At 46.5% G+C, this 15285-nt stretch carries 12 protein-coding genes; 7 read left to right on the top strand and 5 right to left on the bottom strand.

Translation table 11 applies throughout. The annotated features are described in order from the left end of the window. Nucleotides 1–129: 129 nt before the first annotated feature. Together AB4351_RS04265 and AB4351_RS04270 are read right to left on the bottom strand one after the other, a co-directional pair. Entirely contained in the window at nt 130–732 is a 603-nt protein-coding gene (locus AB4351_RS04265; RefSeq protein ID WP_372125147.1) for a response regulator transcription factor, read from the bottom strand. A gap of 11 nt (nt 733–743) precedes the next feature. Next, a complete protein-coding gene (locus AB4351_RS04270) occupies nt 744–2615 on the bottom strand; it encodes a PhnD/SsuA/transferrin family substrate-binding protein (RefSeq protein ID WP_372125149.1) in 1872 nt (623 codons plus the stop codon). Nucleotides 2616–2872: 257 nt separating this feature from the next. Here AB4351_RS04270 and dsrO point away from each other — a divergent pair, with 257 nt between their 5' ends. From dsrO to AB4351_RS04295, 5 genes are all read left to right on the top strand, one after another. Further along, the gene (gene dsrO, locus AB4351_RS04275) at nt 2873–3709 is read left to right on the top strand and encodes a sulfate reduction electron transfer complex DsrMKJOP subunit DsrO (RefSeq protein WP_017086571.1); all 837 of its coding nucleotides are present in this window, start codon (nt 2873–2875) and stop codon (nt 3707–3709) included. Next, nucleotides 3706–4827: an NrfD/PsrC family molybdoenzyme membrane anchor subunit gene (gene nrfD, locus AB4351_RS04280; protein WP_372125151.1), complete on the top strand. Its 1122-nt coding sequence runs from the start codon at nt 3706–3708 to the stop codon at nt 4825–4827. Before dsrO ends, nrfD begins: the two co-directional genes overlap by 4 nt. 14 nt (nt 4828–4841) lie before the next feature. Next, nucleotides 4842–7934, top strand: coding sequence for a tetrathionate reductase subunit A (locus tag AB4351_RS04285; protein WP_372125153.1), 3093 nt, complete (start codon nt 4842–4844; stop codon nt 7932–7934). A gap of 526 nt (nt 7935–8460) precedes the next feature. Beyond that, complete coding sequence (locus tag AB4351_RS04290; protein WP_017064226.1) at nt 8461–9102, top strand: c-type cytochrome; 642 nt, start codon at nt 8461–8463, stop codon at nt 9100–9102. Between the two features lie 9 nt (nt 9103–9111). After that, complete coding sequence (locus AB4351_RS04295; protein ID WP_372125155.1) at nt 9112–10173, top strand: c-type cytochrome; 1062 nt, start codon at nt 9112–9114, stop codon at nt 10171–10173. 141 nt (nt 10174–10314) lie between these two features. On the opposite strand, the gene AB4351_RS04300 is transcribed toward AB4351_RS04295, so the two are convergent. Beyond that, on the bottom strand, nt 10315–11244 hold the full coding sequence (locus AB4351_RS04300; RefSeq protein ID WP_065206692.1) for a LysR family transcriptional regulator: 930 nt from the start codon (nt 11242–11244) through the stop codon (nt 10315–10317). A gap of 26 nt (nt 11245–11270) precedes the next feature. Continuing rightward, nucleotides 11271–11711, bottom strand: a complete 441-nt coding sequence (locus AB4351_RS04305) for an Lrp/AsnC family transcriptional regulator (protein WP_009845852.1) — start codon at nt 11709–11711, stop codon at nt 11271–11273. Between the two features lie 140 nt (nt 11712–11851). Between AB4351_RS04305 and AB4351_RS04310 the strand changes: the two genes are divergently transcribed. Continuing rightward, entirely contained in the window at nt 11852–12436 is a 585-nt protein-coding gene (locus tag AB4351_RS04310; protein ID WP_372125157.1) for a LysE family translocator, read from the top strand. A gap of 55 nt (nt 12437–12491) precedes the next feature. Here AB4351_RS04310 and AB4351_RS04315 read toward each other — a convergent pair whose 3' ends face one another. After that, the gene (locus AB4351_RS04315; RefSeq protein ID WP_017064222.1) at nt 12492–12881 is read right to left on the bottom strand and encodes a DUF1294 domain-containing protein; all 390 of its coding nucleotides are present in this window, start codon (nt 12879–12881) and stop codon (nt 12492–12494) included. A gap of 156 nt (nt 12882–13037) precedes the next feature. Here AB4351_RS04315 and AB4351_RS04320 point away from each other — a divergent pair, with 156 nt between their 5' ends. Beyond that, entirely contained in the window at nt 13038–14810 is a 1773-nt protein-coding gene (locus AB4351_RS04320; RefSeq protein ID WP_372125159.1) for an alpha-amylase family glycosyl hydrolase, read from the top strand. Nucleotides 14811–15285 lie beyond the last annotated feature (475 nt).

Genomic DNA, 15285 nt, shown 5'->3' on the forward strand with positions numbered 1-15285 from the left:
AATATAGATAAATTATGAAGGCTGCCTTTCATCAGGAAAGTCCTAAAGCTTGGTGACGAAATTGATGTTTTTCCCATCAACAATTTCGTGCAACTGCCGTACAACTCTCTTACAGGAATAGCTCTATACCTAGGTCAATTGACCGTATATGTAAGCCAACTCGGCAACCGTCTTCGCTGAGAATTTCTTCATCAAGCTTGCTCGGTGTACTTCCACTGTTCTCATGGCAATGCACAATTCATCGGCTATTTTCTGGTTACGCTTACCGTCGATAATTTGTTTGAGGATGTCTATCTCACGCTCGGTTAACGACGCGTACGCTTGGCGATACACATTCATGTGTAAGTGCTTTTCTGAAGCGCCCAAACCTTGCTTGATCGCCTCAGCTAACTCATTGCCTTTAACTGGCTTTTGAAAGAAATTCACCGCGCCGGCTTGTAAGGCTTCAACCGCCATTGGCACATCACCGTGCCCCGTCAGGTAAATCACCGACAGTGGGCTCTGCGCTTTTACCATCAACTCATGAACTTGCTGCCCTCTCATCTCTGGCATTCGGCTGTCTAAAACCACACAACCCGGCGCACTCAAGTCCACTGAGTCTAAAAAACTGGGGCCATCTTCAAAAGCTGACACAGTGAAATCATGCTCTTCTAATAAGAACACCAACGAATCGCGCATCGACTCATCGTCATCAACCACATAGACAGGAAGCCTTTGATGAAGTTCAGACATAACAAGATTCCTTATGAATCATTTGAAAGAGAGAAAGGCAGTGTCACCGCAACATGACATCCATGTGGGGTGAGTGACGTGATCGTCATTTGACCACTGTGATCTTCAATAACATCTTGGCAAATCGCGAGCCCAAGCCCCAAGCCATTTTCTTTGCTGCTCACAAAGGCTTGAGTCACTTCTTGTTCAGTGAAATCTAAGCCCGTTCCGTTATCGATAATCGACAACATTATTTTATCCGGTTGATACTCGGTAATCACTTTAATTGTCGATGGTTCGTTGTTTTTGTTACCAATATCAGACGTAGCGCTTTGTTCGCGATGCATCTGAGCATTACACGCGTCCGTCGCATTGTTGATCAAATTTACAACCACCTGCTGCAATCCGACGGGGTCAACATGTAGCGTGATAGGTTTACCCACGACATAACGTTCAATGGTTATCTTGTGTTTCTGTAATCGAAATTGCAGTAGCTCGATGGTATCTGTAAGAAGAGCTTCTATATCAGTTTGAGATTTATCTGATGAGCGTTTTTTGATCATGTTTCTTAAGCGCTGGATGATCGCATCAGCACGGTCCACTTGCGACTGGATCTTCTCAAATACAGGCTCTATGTCAGTCAGCGGTTTGTTCTTCGAAATCCGCAGTAAACCACCTTCGCTATAGTTACGAATCGCTGCCAAAGGCTGATTGATCTCGTGTGCTAAGCTGCTTCCAAGTTCACCAACCACAGCTATGCGCTGTGAATGTTCTAGCTGTTCACTCTTACTTTTCAACTTATAAAGCGTCGCTTCTAGTTGCTTTTTGCTGCGACTGAATTTGTATTCTAGCCAGAAGTGGTAAGCATTCAGAGACACGACAAGAATAAAGAACGCCCATGCCCACTGTTGATTGTACTTGAGCCAGATTAACGCTTCTTTCCACCAAGGTTGTTGCAGTGGATGCATGTCGAGTTGTTGATATAGCTTGTCGATCGCCAGCAAGCTTGTCGGTGACGTCCAACCCGATGCATTCGCTGCAATGGCCGGTGCGCTGCTCTTAGGCATCGCAAATAATACCTGACTCATCTGTTTGGCCAGTGCCGAAGAAGCCCGCTCTGTTTTGGCGAACGACCAGTTGGGGTACAACGGCGTAGACACTTGGCATCGGAATCCTTCTGGCGCTTGATTCTCGATAATTCGATATTGCCCCGCCACCAGCAAACCTTCACTGATCATGTTCTCAACTAAACAGCTTGGTACGACAGCCGCTTCAATGTGCCCTTCACGTAGTTGATACAAGCTGGCGTCGATCGGGAAACCTAAAAATTGGGTGTTAGAGAAAAAGTGGTTGGGGTTCAGCCCTTCTTGCATTACTTGGTAACGCATAGTCAAGTAACCGCCAAACGCATTTTCAGAGACAGCAGCAATCGGCTTTCCACTAAGTTGCTCAAACGAGATATACGGTGACATTCTTCTGACCACTAATGCAGAACCGATACTGCGCGTGCTGCTCACACCTTGATCGTCGTAATTGTGACTGGTCATGGTCGCCATCCAAGAGAGCGCGTATTGACGTCCTAATCGAACCGCCTGACCGGGGTTGGTGATAACAAAATCAACAGTGACATCTTTTACCGCTTCGGCCATCTCTTCCAAGTTGAAAGGCTTGAGAACAAAGTGTTTTCCGGGAATGCGCTCAGACAGCCAATCCATTGTCGGCTGCCAACGCTGCTGAGCGGAAAGCTTACCTCGAGTCGCCAATACGCCAACTTCTATGATTTGCTCAGACTCAACAGTGCTTGTCGTTGCAATCTCTTGCTCCGATTGAGCCGCCAAACACGCGCCTGCGGTTAGGCTCAACCAACAAAGGCCAACGATTGTCATTAGGTTTCTGACTGTCACTGAAATCTCTTTCTCCAAACGGACTGTTTATTCAATTTATTCTCGATTCATTTTATGTCAGCGGCGTGTTTCGCGCTTAGCTCATGCTTGAGCGCCTTAAATAAGCCTCTAAAACAAAGCATAACAGCTAGATTGGTAAAACCACATTTGTTCTAGATCAACTTTGATCTGGGTATGTGGAAATCCACAATACCCCGTGAACGGTCAAAAACTGACAATGAGCCTAACAGATCGAATACCCATTTATAGGTACCTCTATGGACTCATTGAAAAGACGGTTTCTCAGCCAATTCGGCAAGGTTTCCGCTGGTGCTGCGCTCATTCCCATTGCCGGGATCAACACCGCAGTCGCAAGCACAGCCATTCGCAATAACAACCAACCTGACCGCAAAGGCGAAATAGGTAAACGCTACGCCATGGCGATTGATTTACGTAAGTGCGTTGGCTGTCAGGCGTGCACTGTTGGCTGTAGCGTTGAAAACCAAGCACCAATTGGCCAGTTCAGAACCACCGTAAAACAGTATGAAGTCTCCCTTGATGATGGTTCGACGGCTCAACAAGACGTGAAATCTTTCATGTTACCTCGCCTCTGTAATCACTGTGACAACGCTCCCTGCATCAAGGTTTGTCCAGTTCAAGCGACCTTCCAACGCGAAGACGGCATTGTCATGGTCGACAATGAACGCTGCGTAGCCTGTGCTTACTGTGTTCAAGCTTGTCCTTACGATGCTCGTTTCATTAATAACGACACCCTTACCGCAGACAAATGCACCTTCTGCGCACACCGCCTTGAAGACGGCTTACTGCCTGCTTGTGTAGAAACCTGTGTCGGTGGCGCGCGTGTCATTGGCGACCTTAAAGATCCAAACAGCGAGATCAACCGTCTGCTCAATGAAAACCAAGACGACATCAAGGTGCTTAAGCCAGAGCAGAATACCAACCCCCATGTTTTCTATATCGGCATGAACGAGCGATTCGTTAGCCACATTGAAGGCCAACCTGCGATTTATGATCCAGCCGCCATCGATAACTCATCCTCTAGCAAACAAGAATTGGCAATCGCGACACAAGGCAAACAAGGAGAGACAGCATGAATATCACTGAGGTGTTAGTCCCCGCTCAAGAGATCGCTTGGCTACCGTGGGCGGTTCAATATTTCTTCTACATAGGTTCAGCCTACGCGGCCGCTATTTTGTTCTTGATTGCACTGATCTTTAAAAACTCAACCAGTCACCAATTCCGTTCTGCCCTTGTGCTTGTGATGGCCATTGGCGCGATTGTTGGACCATTAGCATTAACCGGTGACTTGCACCAACCCGGACGTGCGTGGCACTTCTATGCTCATATTACGCCTTGGTCATGGATGTCATTGGGCTCTCTGTTTCTACCTTTGTTCTCTGGTCTGGCTGTCGCAACCGCATGGGTTTACCTGCGTGATGACATCGCACAACTGAAAGAGAGTGAAAACCCACTTCTAAAACGTTTGGCTTGGCTGACGCTAGGTCAATGGCAAATATCGTCAAAGCTGATGATTGCGCTCGCTGCTGTGACGGCTATTTCGGGCCTAAGCATCGCGCTTTACACAGGCGCAGAGATTGCGATTTTGGCGAGCCGACCGCTTTGGCATCAACCGGCTTCTCCGCTGCTTTGGTTCACGACCGCATTCTTTGCTGCAACGGGTTTAACGCTGTTGATTTGGGCTCTACTGCCTTCAAGCAAGCCAAACTTAAAACCAACAGACCTAGCTTTGATACAAAGAACCATTACCTTAACTGGTGGCCTTGCCATCATTCTCACGTCGATTTGGGCATCTAACCATGGTCACTTCAGCCTGTATGAGAATGACGCTTGGGGCATCAATTTAGGCATCATGACCACCAGCATTTTGCTGTGCATGATCTTGGTTCTACCACTGCAACGCCTATCGCAAAGTAAGCTAGGAATTATCTGTGTTGCGCTTGCGACCATAGTTTCTGCATGGGCGGTACGTTGGGTCACCATGATGGAAGTTCAAACCATTCCCCGTTTTGATGTGGGTGCATTCCCTTATGAACTGCCAATGGGTAGCTCAGGTCTACTTGGCATTGTGGGTATGTGTGGTCTTTGGTTAGCACTTGCGTTGTTTGCCTCTGAAATCGTATCGACAAAAACAATATCAGCTAAATCAGCTCAAAAAACATCATCACCACTTAACCGCTCACATAGCTTGTAGTCTGAGGAATCATCATGGATAACAAACGTCGTCAATTTTTGAAAACAGGCCTTGCTGCCGGTGGTGTTGGAGCTTTTGCTGCAGGTTATGCGACAACCACAAAACACATGGTTCACGGTGCTATCGATGGCACCGCGGGTAAGAAAACCAACCACATCCATCACGGTAATTCGCTAGAGACGGAATACAGTGTCGATGAGCAAGGTAAGATCTCGCCGAATCCAAACCAACGCGTTGCACCATCAATGTGTTTTGGTTGCTGGACACTGTGTGGCTTGCGTGTACGTATCGATAATCGCAATGACGAGATCTTGCGTATCTCAGGTAATCCGTATCACCCACTATCAAGTGATCAGCAGATCCCGTTCAAAACACCGGTAAAAGACGCCTACATTGGCTTGTCTGGTGAGTCAGGCATCAATAACCGCTCGACAGCCTGTGCCCGTGGTAACGGCATGTTGGAGATTCAAAACAGCCCATACCGAATCACTCAACCGTTAAAACGTGTTGGTAAACGAGGTGAAGGCAAGTGGGAGCCGATCAGCTACGAACAACTTATCTCTGAGATCACCGAGGGTGGTGACTTATTCGGTGAAGGTAAAGTTGAGGGCTTACGATCGATTCGTGACATCGAAACGCCACTCGATCCAAACAACCCTGAATACGGACCAAAAGCCAACCAACTGCTTGTGACCAATGCCGGTAATGAAGGCCGTGACGACATCTTGAAGCGCTTTGCATTTAACAGCTACGGCACACGCAACTTTGGTCACCACGGCTCTTACTGTGGTTACGCGTTCCGTGCGGGTTCAGGTGCGATCATGAACGATCTAGACAAGTTCTCGCACTTAAAACCAGATTTCAACAACGCAGAGTTCATTCTTTTCATCGGTATGTCTCCGGCTCAAGCGGGTAACCCGTTCAAGCGTCAAGCAAGACAATTGGCTGAGGCTCGTACCAACGGAAAACTCAGCTACACCATAGTGACACCAAGCCTTCCGGCAGGATCGTCAAGCCTTGCGGCGGGCGATCGCAATAACTGGCTACCGATCAAACCGGGCACCGATTCAGCATTAGTTCTTGGCATGATCCAATGGATCATCGAAAACCAACGATACAATCACGACTTCTTGTCTCGCCCAAGCGCACAAGCGATGCAAAAAGCAGGCACCACACACTGGTGTAATGCATCTCACCTTGTGATCAGTGACGAGTCGCACCCACAAAATGGGCGTATGCTTCGTGCATCGGATATAGGGTTGCTAGAAACAGGCGAACCGATGTCTGACGATGACGGATTCATCGCCCTAGATGTGACAACGTCACTATTATCATCGCATATTCAGGTGAATGAAGCGGCTCTGTTCGTCGATCAAGATGTAGAAATCGATGGTCAGACTGTTCGCGTTAAATCTTCTCTGCAAAGATTGAAAGAAGAAGCCTTCAAATACGACCTTGCTTACTACAGTGAGCAGTGTGAGATCCCACAAGACCAGATTATTGCACTGGCAAAACGCTTCACCAGTTACGGTACAAAAGCAGTCGTGGATACTCACGGTGGAAACATGCACACCAACGGCTTCTACAACTCGTTCTCTATTCTGATGCTGAACGCGCTGATCGGTAACATCAACGCGAAAGGCGGTGCAATGGCGAAAGCGGGCGGCTACCCGACTTCGGTTGCTGGTCCACGTTACGACTTTACCAAGTTTAAAGGTAAGACTAAGCCTCAAGGTGTATTCTTGTCCCGCAGCAAGTTCCCGTATCAAAAAACTAGCGAATACAAACGTCGCGTTGCCGCAGGCGAGTCACCTTACCCGACCCGCGCGCCGTGGTACCCAATATCAGCTCCGCTTTTAACTGAGCACTTATCAGCTGCGATTGACGGTTACCCTTACCGTGCAAAAGCGTGGATCAACCACATGGCGAACCCACTATATGGTGTCCCAGGCTTAGACAACCTGCTAGGCGAGAAGCTTAAAGATCCCAAACAGCTTGGCTTGATCGTGTCTATCGATGCCTTTATCAATGAAACGACTGCCTTATCGGATTACCTAGTGCCAGACACAGTGACCTACGAGAGCTGGGGCATGGCAACACCTTGGCATGGTGTCGCGACCAAAGCGATCACCGCTCGTTGGCCGATTGTTGAACCTAAAACCTCACGCACTCAAAACGGGCGCGCTATTAACTTAGAGAACTTCTTTATTGATCTAGCGAAGACGCTTGGTCTAGGTGGCTTCGGCGACAACGTAATCAAAGACAATCAAGGTAACTGGCACGGTATTCATAGCGCTGAAGACTTCTACCTGCGCTCGGCTGCTAACTTATCGTTCGTAAAAGGTGGCGTGCCGAATGTCGATGCGGAAGATATTGTTTGGTCTGGTCTAGAACGCCTAGTCCCTGTGATGAACAAAACGCTCAAGCCTGAAGAGATGCTCAAAGTAGCGTATATCTTTGCGCGTGGCGGCCGTTTTGAAGACGCAACCAATGCGTATACCAATGAAACCATGAAGTACAAATGGACCAAACCATTGGCTATCTGGAATGAAAAGCTCGGTACTTCTCGCAACACCATCAGTGGCGAGCAATACATGGGTTGCCCTACATGGTATCCACAAAAACTCGCGGACGGAACGCCACTAGCAGAGCAGTTCCCAGCAAAAGAGTGGCCGTTCACCCTAACCAACTTTAAATCCAACATTCACAGTGCGGTCTCTAATTTGTCACCACGCTTGGAATCGATTAAAGGAGTAAACCCTGTTTACATCCACCCGCAAGACGCCTCTTCTGTGGGTATCAAAACCGGTGACGTGTTTGCTATTGAAACACCGAGCTCAACCACACATGCGTTGGCGATGGTGATTGATGGCATCAAACAAGGCACATTAGGCTTTGAACACGGCTTTGGACACAAAGAGCTCGGTGAACGCGCACACTGGATTGGTGACGCACAACAACCAGTGAAGATGAAGTCGAACGATGGCGTTAACATCAATGATATAGGCTTGATTGACCCGACGAGAGAAGGCAAAGGCGTCATGTTAGATTGGGTTGTAGGAGCAGCAGCCAGACAAGCGCTTCCGGCTAAGATCTACAAGGTCTAGCTTAAACTCAGCAAGCTATAACTTAATCACTGATTCAAAACACTTCCTTATCTGATTTGCAGATGAGAACACAACAGGGCAACTTCGTCATTCGAGGTTGCTCTGCTTTTTCGTCCCCTTGATCTAGAAAAGCAGCCTATTTGGATAAACGTCCAATCTACATAAAGTACCCAATCTAGATAAAGCATCCGCTCTAGATAGAGTAATCAACCCAAAGCCATTAGGTAATCTTCATTTCACCACAACTTTTTTAGCCCGCATCCATAAAGCAGCTATGCTTATACAATCGGTGCCATAAAAGAGCCTTAACAAGCAGTTATACCGAGGCGAACATGGCAGTTCCCTTGCATTTCATAAACGGCAGTTGGATCAACCTATAGAAGTTCACATCAATACCATTATGGTAACTGAGGTTATTAATGTGAGACTCACCGCAAGTTCCAAGTGAATTAATGTGGAAATCCACAATAGCGCGAACAACCAATTATGTCGAAAATGCGTGCATTACAACCAATAGCGACGCCTCATGACTAAGCTGACAATTAAAACTCAAACTCTAACGCTTTGCATCGCTGCTCTAGGAAGCCTTTCTTTATCCGCTTTTGCACAAGCAGCACCCAATCCAATGCCAGAAGCCGCAGAAACTTGTAGCGGCTGCCATCAAGCCGACGGTAAAGGCATGCCCAACATTGCCCCTATGCTTGCAGGGCTCAATGCTGACTATCTAGAACATCAACTGGTTCTGTTCTCAAGTGGTGAGCGTCAAAGCGCGATCATGAAGGGAATGGCTGACGGTGTATCTGATCCCGCTGTTCGTCGTGAGGTCGCAGAATACTTTGCATCACTACCTTCATACGAATTTACCGATTTAGAGCAGCGCGGCTCACAGGCTGATATCGATAACCCCTATCGTAAACTTGTATTCCAAGGCGATTGGGATAGAAACATTCCAGCCTGTGCAACCTGTCATGGGCCAAGCGGTATGGGCGTGGACAAATTCCCGCGCCTAGCAAGCCAGCATGCCGACTACATTCAAACTCAGCTCAACGCTTGGAAAAATGGCACTCGTAAGGGTGATGATTTGAACATGATGGGTAATATCGCGGGCAAGTTAACCGACGATGAGATCAAAAACCTGTCTTACTACTTCGCCTCTTTCCGATACTAAAGGGCTCGCATGAAAACATTACTTCTAATTACCGCAACCCTTGCCTCTGGAATCGCTTATGCCGAAGCAGAGTTGCCCGATCGCCAAACCGAACTGCCAGCCGTTGAGAAGCCTCAAGATAACAAATATCTGGTGCCACGAGACTTGGTTAATATCCCTGCTGGGGAATTTGGCGACAAAGTAAAACTGGGCTATTCCCTGTTTGTCGATTCACAACAGATGCGTGGTACGTTCGTCGGCAATGAACAAAACTGTGTCAACTGCCACATGCAAGCGGGCATGAAGCCTAACGCTGCCCCTCTTTGGGGTGCGTACATGGCCTACCCTGCGTATCGTTCTAAGAATGACAAGGTAAACAGCTACGCAGAACGTATCCAAGGTTGCTTCACCTACTCAATGAATGGTCTGCCACCGGCTGAGGGTTCAAAAGAGATGGTCGCACTGACGGCGTATTCATACTGGCTGGCGATGGGCGGCATCTTAGACAAGAACGGCATGCAAGATAAACCCGTTCCTGAGATTAGCGATGCCGACTTACAAGTCGGTGGTAAAGCGGAAAGCTTCCCTCTCCCTGAAGAGCTGTTAAGCAAATACCCAATCGATGGCCGCAGTAAGTTGGCAGGGCGTGGCTATCCTAAGATTGATAATCCTGAACAAGAGCCATCGATAGCGCGTGGTGAAAAGGTTTACCAAACCAACTGCCAAACCTGTCATGGTCAAAATGGTGAAGGTATTAAAGGGGCTGACGGACGTTCATACTTTCCACCATTGTGGGGCGAAAACGCGTATAACTGGGGCGCGGGTATGCACCGGGTGAACACCGCTGCCTATTTCATCTATGAAAACATGCCGCTTGGAAAGAGCCAGCAACTTTCGATTCAAGATGCATGGGATGTTGCTGCATTTGTGAATAGTCATGAACGCCCACAAGATCCTCGATACAAGGGTGATGTTGCTAGCAATGCTAAGCGCTACCACAATCACCAAGGTTACTATGGCAAAGAAGTTGATGGTCATGTACTAGGTACCAAAGCTTATCCGAGTGGTAAAGAAGTGATTCATGAGCATTAATAGGTATTAGTGAATATGAGCCGTTCACGCCAGCTATAGCTAAGCTTTACATTGTAAATCAGTGATAGCCGGAACAATTAAAAAGGAGCCAGATCGTGTGACGATCTGGCTCCTTTTTAGTTTGAACTATTAGAAACACAACTAACCTTGCTGCATCTTCTCCCAAATCGTCGGAGAGCCAATATAGTCTTGAACCGTAGTGATGAATTCTTTAACTAGTTTGGTTTGCTTACGGTGCGGATAGACAGCGTAGATTGCGGTATCAATCGTAGAGATCGGATAATCCGGCAGTAAAGTGACCAAACCAAGTTCTTTCATTGAGGCATACAGGTTTGATTGATCAAGGAAGCCATAACCTAGACCATCTTTCACACAAGACACCATAGTACGAACATCACTCACCTTATAGTTGCCACGAATCGTTAGGCTCTGGAAGGTATTACCTCCCGGCTCTTCACTAATGCGCAGATGGTCGACCGTCATATCACCATTGGTATAAATCACCGCGGGTAGCGCGAGTAGATCTTGTGGCGTCTTCGGCTCTCCGTGCTCCTTCACAAAATCGTTTGACGCGACCAACATGAAGTTACTGTCTGCAATCTTCTTCGCAATCAAATTCGATTCAACAAGCTTACTGAAGCGAAACGCGATATCAAACTGCCCTGCAATGATGTTGGCGATCTTATCGTCTAAGGAAAGTACGATCTGAACATCCGGGTACTTTCTCATGAACTGAGTGATGATAGGTTGCAGATATTGCTGCCCAAAATAGATCGGTGAAGTAATTCGTAGCACACCTTTGGGTTCAGACTGGTATGAGTCTGCAATGCCTTGTATCTGATTGATGGTGTCTTTCAGCACATAGGTTTGTGCGAGAATATCTTCCCCTGCCGACGTCAACGAAAACGAGCGTGTAGAGCGGTTCAGCAGCTGAACACCTAAATCTTGCTCGAGCTTTTTGATCTGTTTAGAGAGTGATGAGTTGTCCATATCGTGCAAGGTTGCCGCTTTGGTAAACGACCCTTGTTGAACCACATCTAAGAACAATAACAACTGATTAGTATTTGGCACTGCGCCTCTCCTGAAATAAAACTCGACTAGCGTTCGTCTTTAGGGGTATCCATCACAACCATAGTCGTAATAGATTGCACCTGAGCACACTCCCCAAGCACATCGGCATGAAACTTCTTATAGCCCGGTAGATCTTTGGTTTCTACCCTTAGCAAGTACTCGTTGGCACCGGTAATGTTGTGGCACTCCACCACCTCTTTTTCCATACTGACATGCTGTTCAAACTCCAGCTGAGCCGCTTTGCTGTGGCTCGATAAACCAATCGAAACGTAAGCAATAAAGCCAACGCCCATCAGGCCATTATCCAGAACTGCACGGTAACCTTGAATGATCCCTTTACGCTCGAGATCTTGTACTCGCCTTAAGGTCGCAGAAGCCGACAAGCCAATCCGTTCTGAAAGCTCAATGTTGGAGATTCTGCCGTCCAATTTAAGCTCTTGCAATATCCTTTCGTCAAATCTATCCATAACTACTTATTATTGTGCATTAAGTGATAATAGATGAAATAAAAGCACATAATTGCCTCACTTTCCACCTACTATGTTTCTCAACACGTGAAAGTCATGACCGGTCAGTCACTTCGTTCATTTTTTGCTGGAGAACCATAATGCCTTTAGAACAACTTAGCGCACTTGCCTTGTTTGCGTTTGTCTCGACCTTCACACCAGGTCCAAATAACATCATGCTCATGACATCAGGAGCCAATGTTGGTTTTGCCCGTACTATTCCGCACATGCTGGGCATTGCTCTAGGGTTTGCAGCCATGTTGCTGCTGGTTGGCTTCGGCTTAATGGGCGTTTTCAACGCATACCCAGTGACGCACCAAATATTGAAATACCTAAGCCTTGCTTACCTCGTGTACCTTGCAATCAAGATAGCATTGAGCGGCAAAGCCAAAAGCAGCGAGGCTTATAAACCAATGACCTTCATTGGCGCGGCAAGTTTTCAGTGGGTGAACCCGAAAGGTTGGTCGATGGCGCTGACGGCAATTTCAGTCTATAGCAGCGGCAGTTCATGGTGGGAGCTTGCGATCATCGCAGGTATCTTCACGCTCGCCAACTTACCATCCGTGACATTCTGGACAGCGACAGGTAAACAACTGCAACACTGGTTAACAACACCAGTCCGTATCAAAAGCTTCAACTACGGTATGGCAGGCTTGCTTCTAGCATCGACCATTCCGATGCTCTAGTCGAATAACTTCTGTATTTTAACGGTTGGTACTCCTGTGCTAACCGTTATTCTCTTTATAAATAACCCACAAGTTCACTAAGCCAACGACCAAACATCGTCTGCCCGCTCGGCGTTAACGTCCACACAAACGCCGCAACATTCACTGCCACTGTCACCCAATATATGGCTCTGAACGGCTGCTTCTGCGTTTTATGACGCAGCTTATCTTGAGCAATCAACGCCCCTAGCCAGCCACCAGCAACAGAAAAAATATGCAGAGTTTTCTCTGGCACACGCCAATTGCCATTGATCGCTGCTCGCTTGTCCTTCGCGTACACAAAAAACGTCACGAAACCGATAACCAAATACCACACCAACAGCGCTTTAGAACTTTCCGCAAACAACACAGACACCGCCACCAGAACCAAATAAGTGATAACGATTTGAATAGATGAAGACAACATGACTCCTTTTGAGCAACAGCTCACATACTGTAGCAATTACGCCCTGTAGATTTTGATAAGGATGAGCAAGGCATATTGTAATTCGGTTAGCCTGCAAAGAATAAACAAGCCCTTTCATCCCTACATAAAATGATGGAAGTTAAAGGAATTATAAATATGTACAACCAAAAGTACGCCATCTACCAAGTTTTTACGCGTTTATTTGGCAATAAAAACACCCAACATGTTCCATGGGGCACAATCGAGCAAAATGGCGTCGGTAAGTTCAGTGATTTTACCGACAAAGCGCTGTCTGAAATCCGCAAACTCGGTATGACTCATATTTGGTATACCGGAGTGCCACATCACGCCATCATCAATGATTACAAACACATCGGGATTTCAGACGATCACCCGAGCGTGGTAAAAGGCCGTGCAGGATCACCTTATGCGGTAAAAGATTACTACTCAGTCAATCCAGACCTCGCTGAGAATCCTGATCGCCGTTTGGAAGAGTTCGAGGCACTCATCAAAAGAAGTCACGACAATGGTTTAAAAGTGATTATCGATATCGTACCGAATCACGTTGCGCGTCATTATAAAGGCTTAAACAACCCAGAAGGTGTCAGTGACTTCGGCGCTCAAGATGACACAACGCTGGAATACCACAAAGACAATAACTTCTACTATATTCCCAACAGCACCTTTGAATTGCCAGACATAGAGCCCGCCTTTACGCCGCTAGGTGGTGAACAGCACCCTAGCCTAAGCTCCCCGTTTATAGAGACGCCAGCCAAATGGACGGGCAATGGATCACGCTTAGCTAAACCTAATTTCGACGATTGGTATGAAACCGTAAAGATTAATTACGGTGTGCGCCCTGACGGTTCAAAAGATTTCCCTAAGCTACCCAAAGGCTATGTACAGCGTGACCACCTAGACCATTACCACTTCTGGGAAGGCGTGGATGTGCCAGACTCTTGGATTAAATTCCGAGACATCGCCTTGTTCTGGTTAGACAAAGGCATTGATGGATTCCGTTACGACATGGCTGAAATGGTGCCAGTTGAGTTTTGGAGCTACCTCAACTCATCAATAAAGATGAAAAACCACGATGCCTTTCTGATGGCAGAGGTGTATCAGCCGGACTTGTACCGTGAATACATTCACTTAGGCAAGATGGACTACCTCTATGACAAGGTAGATCTGTACGACGGCCTCAAAGCCATCATGCAAGGCAAGGCTTCAACGGCAATCATCCCTGAAATCCAACATCAAATGCACGACATTGAACATCATATGCTGCATTTTTTGGATAACCATGACGAGCAACGAATCGCCTCACCAGAGTTTGTAGGCAATCCACATATCGCAAAGCCTGCGATGCTAGTTAGCGCTCTATTGAGCAGCTCTCCAACCATGATCTACTTTGGGCAAGAAGTCGGCGAACCGGGCGCGGAGAATGCAGGCTTTGGACAGCCCTCACGAACTTCCATATTTGACTACATTGGCGTCCCACAACACCAAAAGTGGATGAATAATGGTGCGTTCGATGGTGAGTTACTAAACAATAACGAAAAGCAACTGCGTCACTTCTATCAAAAGGTAATGAACTTTTCGCTAGAGCACTCGTCGATGACAGGTGATTACCAAGACTTACACCAGTGCTGTAACTTAAGTGATTCAGTCTACGCATTTCTGCGCTCTGACCACCAAGAGCTAACCATTGTTGCAGCTAATTTCAGCCAACATACCACTGAAAATATTCACTTAAAGATTCCAAGTGATGTAATCCAAAAACTCAAATTAGTTGATGGTCGTTACATACTCAATGAATATATTGAAGGCATAGCGCAACAAGTGCTCGACATTGAGAACAGTGTTGGCAGTTTTAATATTGAATTGAAACCGCTGGCGTCTTTGGCTTGGGTGTTATCCTTAAATGGATGATATACCTATCAATATAAATTACCGAACAGCTCGCTTTTAGCTAATTGATAAATAACTTAATTTCCACATTAAATTAACACTCTCTCAATTCGATATATTACTCACAATAATAAGGATGAGCTCTCATCCTTATTAACTACGCCTAGCCTCTACGCCTTACATTATTGATATTATGCAAATGAGTCATTGATCCAATTAATTTAACAATAACCAAATACAAAGCGTGATATTGACACTAGGTTTCCTATATTTACGAATTTAAAATAACTTTATACATTGCCATCACAAATAGTTGACCTTGGTTAAAGCTAGGATATTCATCTTCATAAAAAGTGAAATATGGATATCAAAACGTGAACAACATAAATATTAATAAAATTATCTCTCTACGAAATACCTTCAACAATACCAAAAAGAAGAGCTTCAAACGCTCTACATTGGCCAAAGCAATGTTACGGCTTTGTTTCCTAATTGG

Origin of the sequence: Vibrio sp. 10N.261.51.F11 (assembly GCF_041471665.1) — a bacterium.
Taxonomy (GTDB): domain Bacteria; phylum Pseudomonadota; class Gammaproteobacteria; order Enterobacterales; family Vibrionaceae; genus Vibrio; species Vibrio crassostreae_C.

Coding starts and splice junctions, on each gene's coding strand:
- AB4351_RS04265 (WP_372125147.1), bottom strand. CDS start 732: ATGTCTGAACTTCATCAAAGGCTTCCTGTCTATGTGGTTGATGACGAT.
- dsrO (WP_017086571.1), top strand. CDS start 2,873: ATGGACTCATTGAAAAGACGGTTTCTCAGCCAATTCGGCAAGGTTTCC.
- nrfD (WP_372125151.1), top strand. CDS start 3,706: ATGAATATCACTGAGGTGTTAGTCCCCGCTCAAGAGATCGCTTGGCTA.
- AB4351_RS04285 (WP_372125153.1), top strand. CDS start 4,842: ATGGATAACAAACGTCGTCAATTTTTGAAAACAGGCCTTGCTGCCGGT.
- AB4351_RS04290 (WP_017064226.1), top strand. CDS start 8,461: ATGACTAAGCTGACAATTAAAACTCAAACTCTAACGCTTTGCATCGCT.
- AB4351_RS04295 (WP_372125155.1), top strand. CDS start 9,112: ATGAAAACATTACTTCTAATTACCGCAACCCTTGCCTCTGGAATCGCT.
- AB4351_RS04305 (WP_009845852.1), bottom strand. CDS start 11,711: ATGGATAGATTTGACGAAAGGATATTGCAAGAGCTTAAATTGGACGGC.
- AB4351_RS04310 (WP_372125157.1), top strand. CDS start 11,852: ATGCCTTTAGAACAACTTAGCGCACTTGCCTTGTTTGCGTTTGTCTCG.
- AB4351_RS04315 (WP_017064222.1), bottom strand. CDS start 12,881: ATGTTGTCTTCATCTATTCAAATCGTTATCACTTATTTGGTTCTGGTG.
- AB4351_RS04320 (WP_372125159.1), top strand. CDS start 13,038: ATGTACAACCAAAAGTACGCCATCTACCAAGTTTTTACGCGTTTATTT.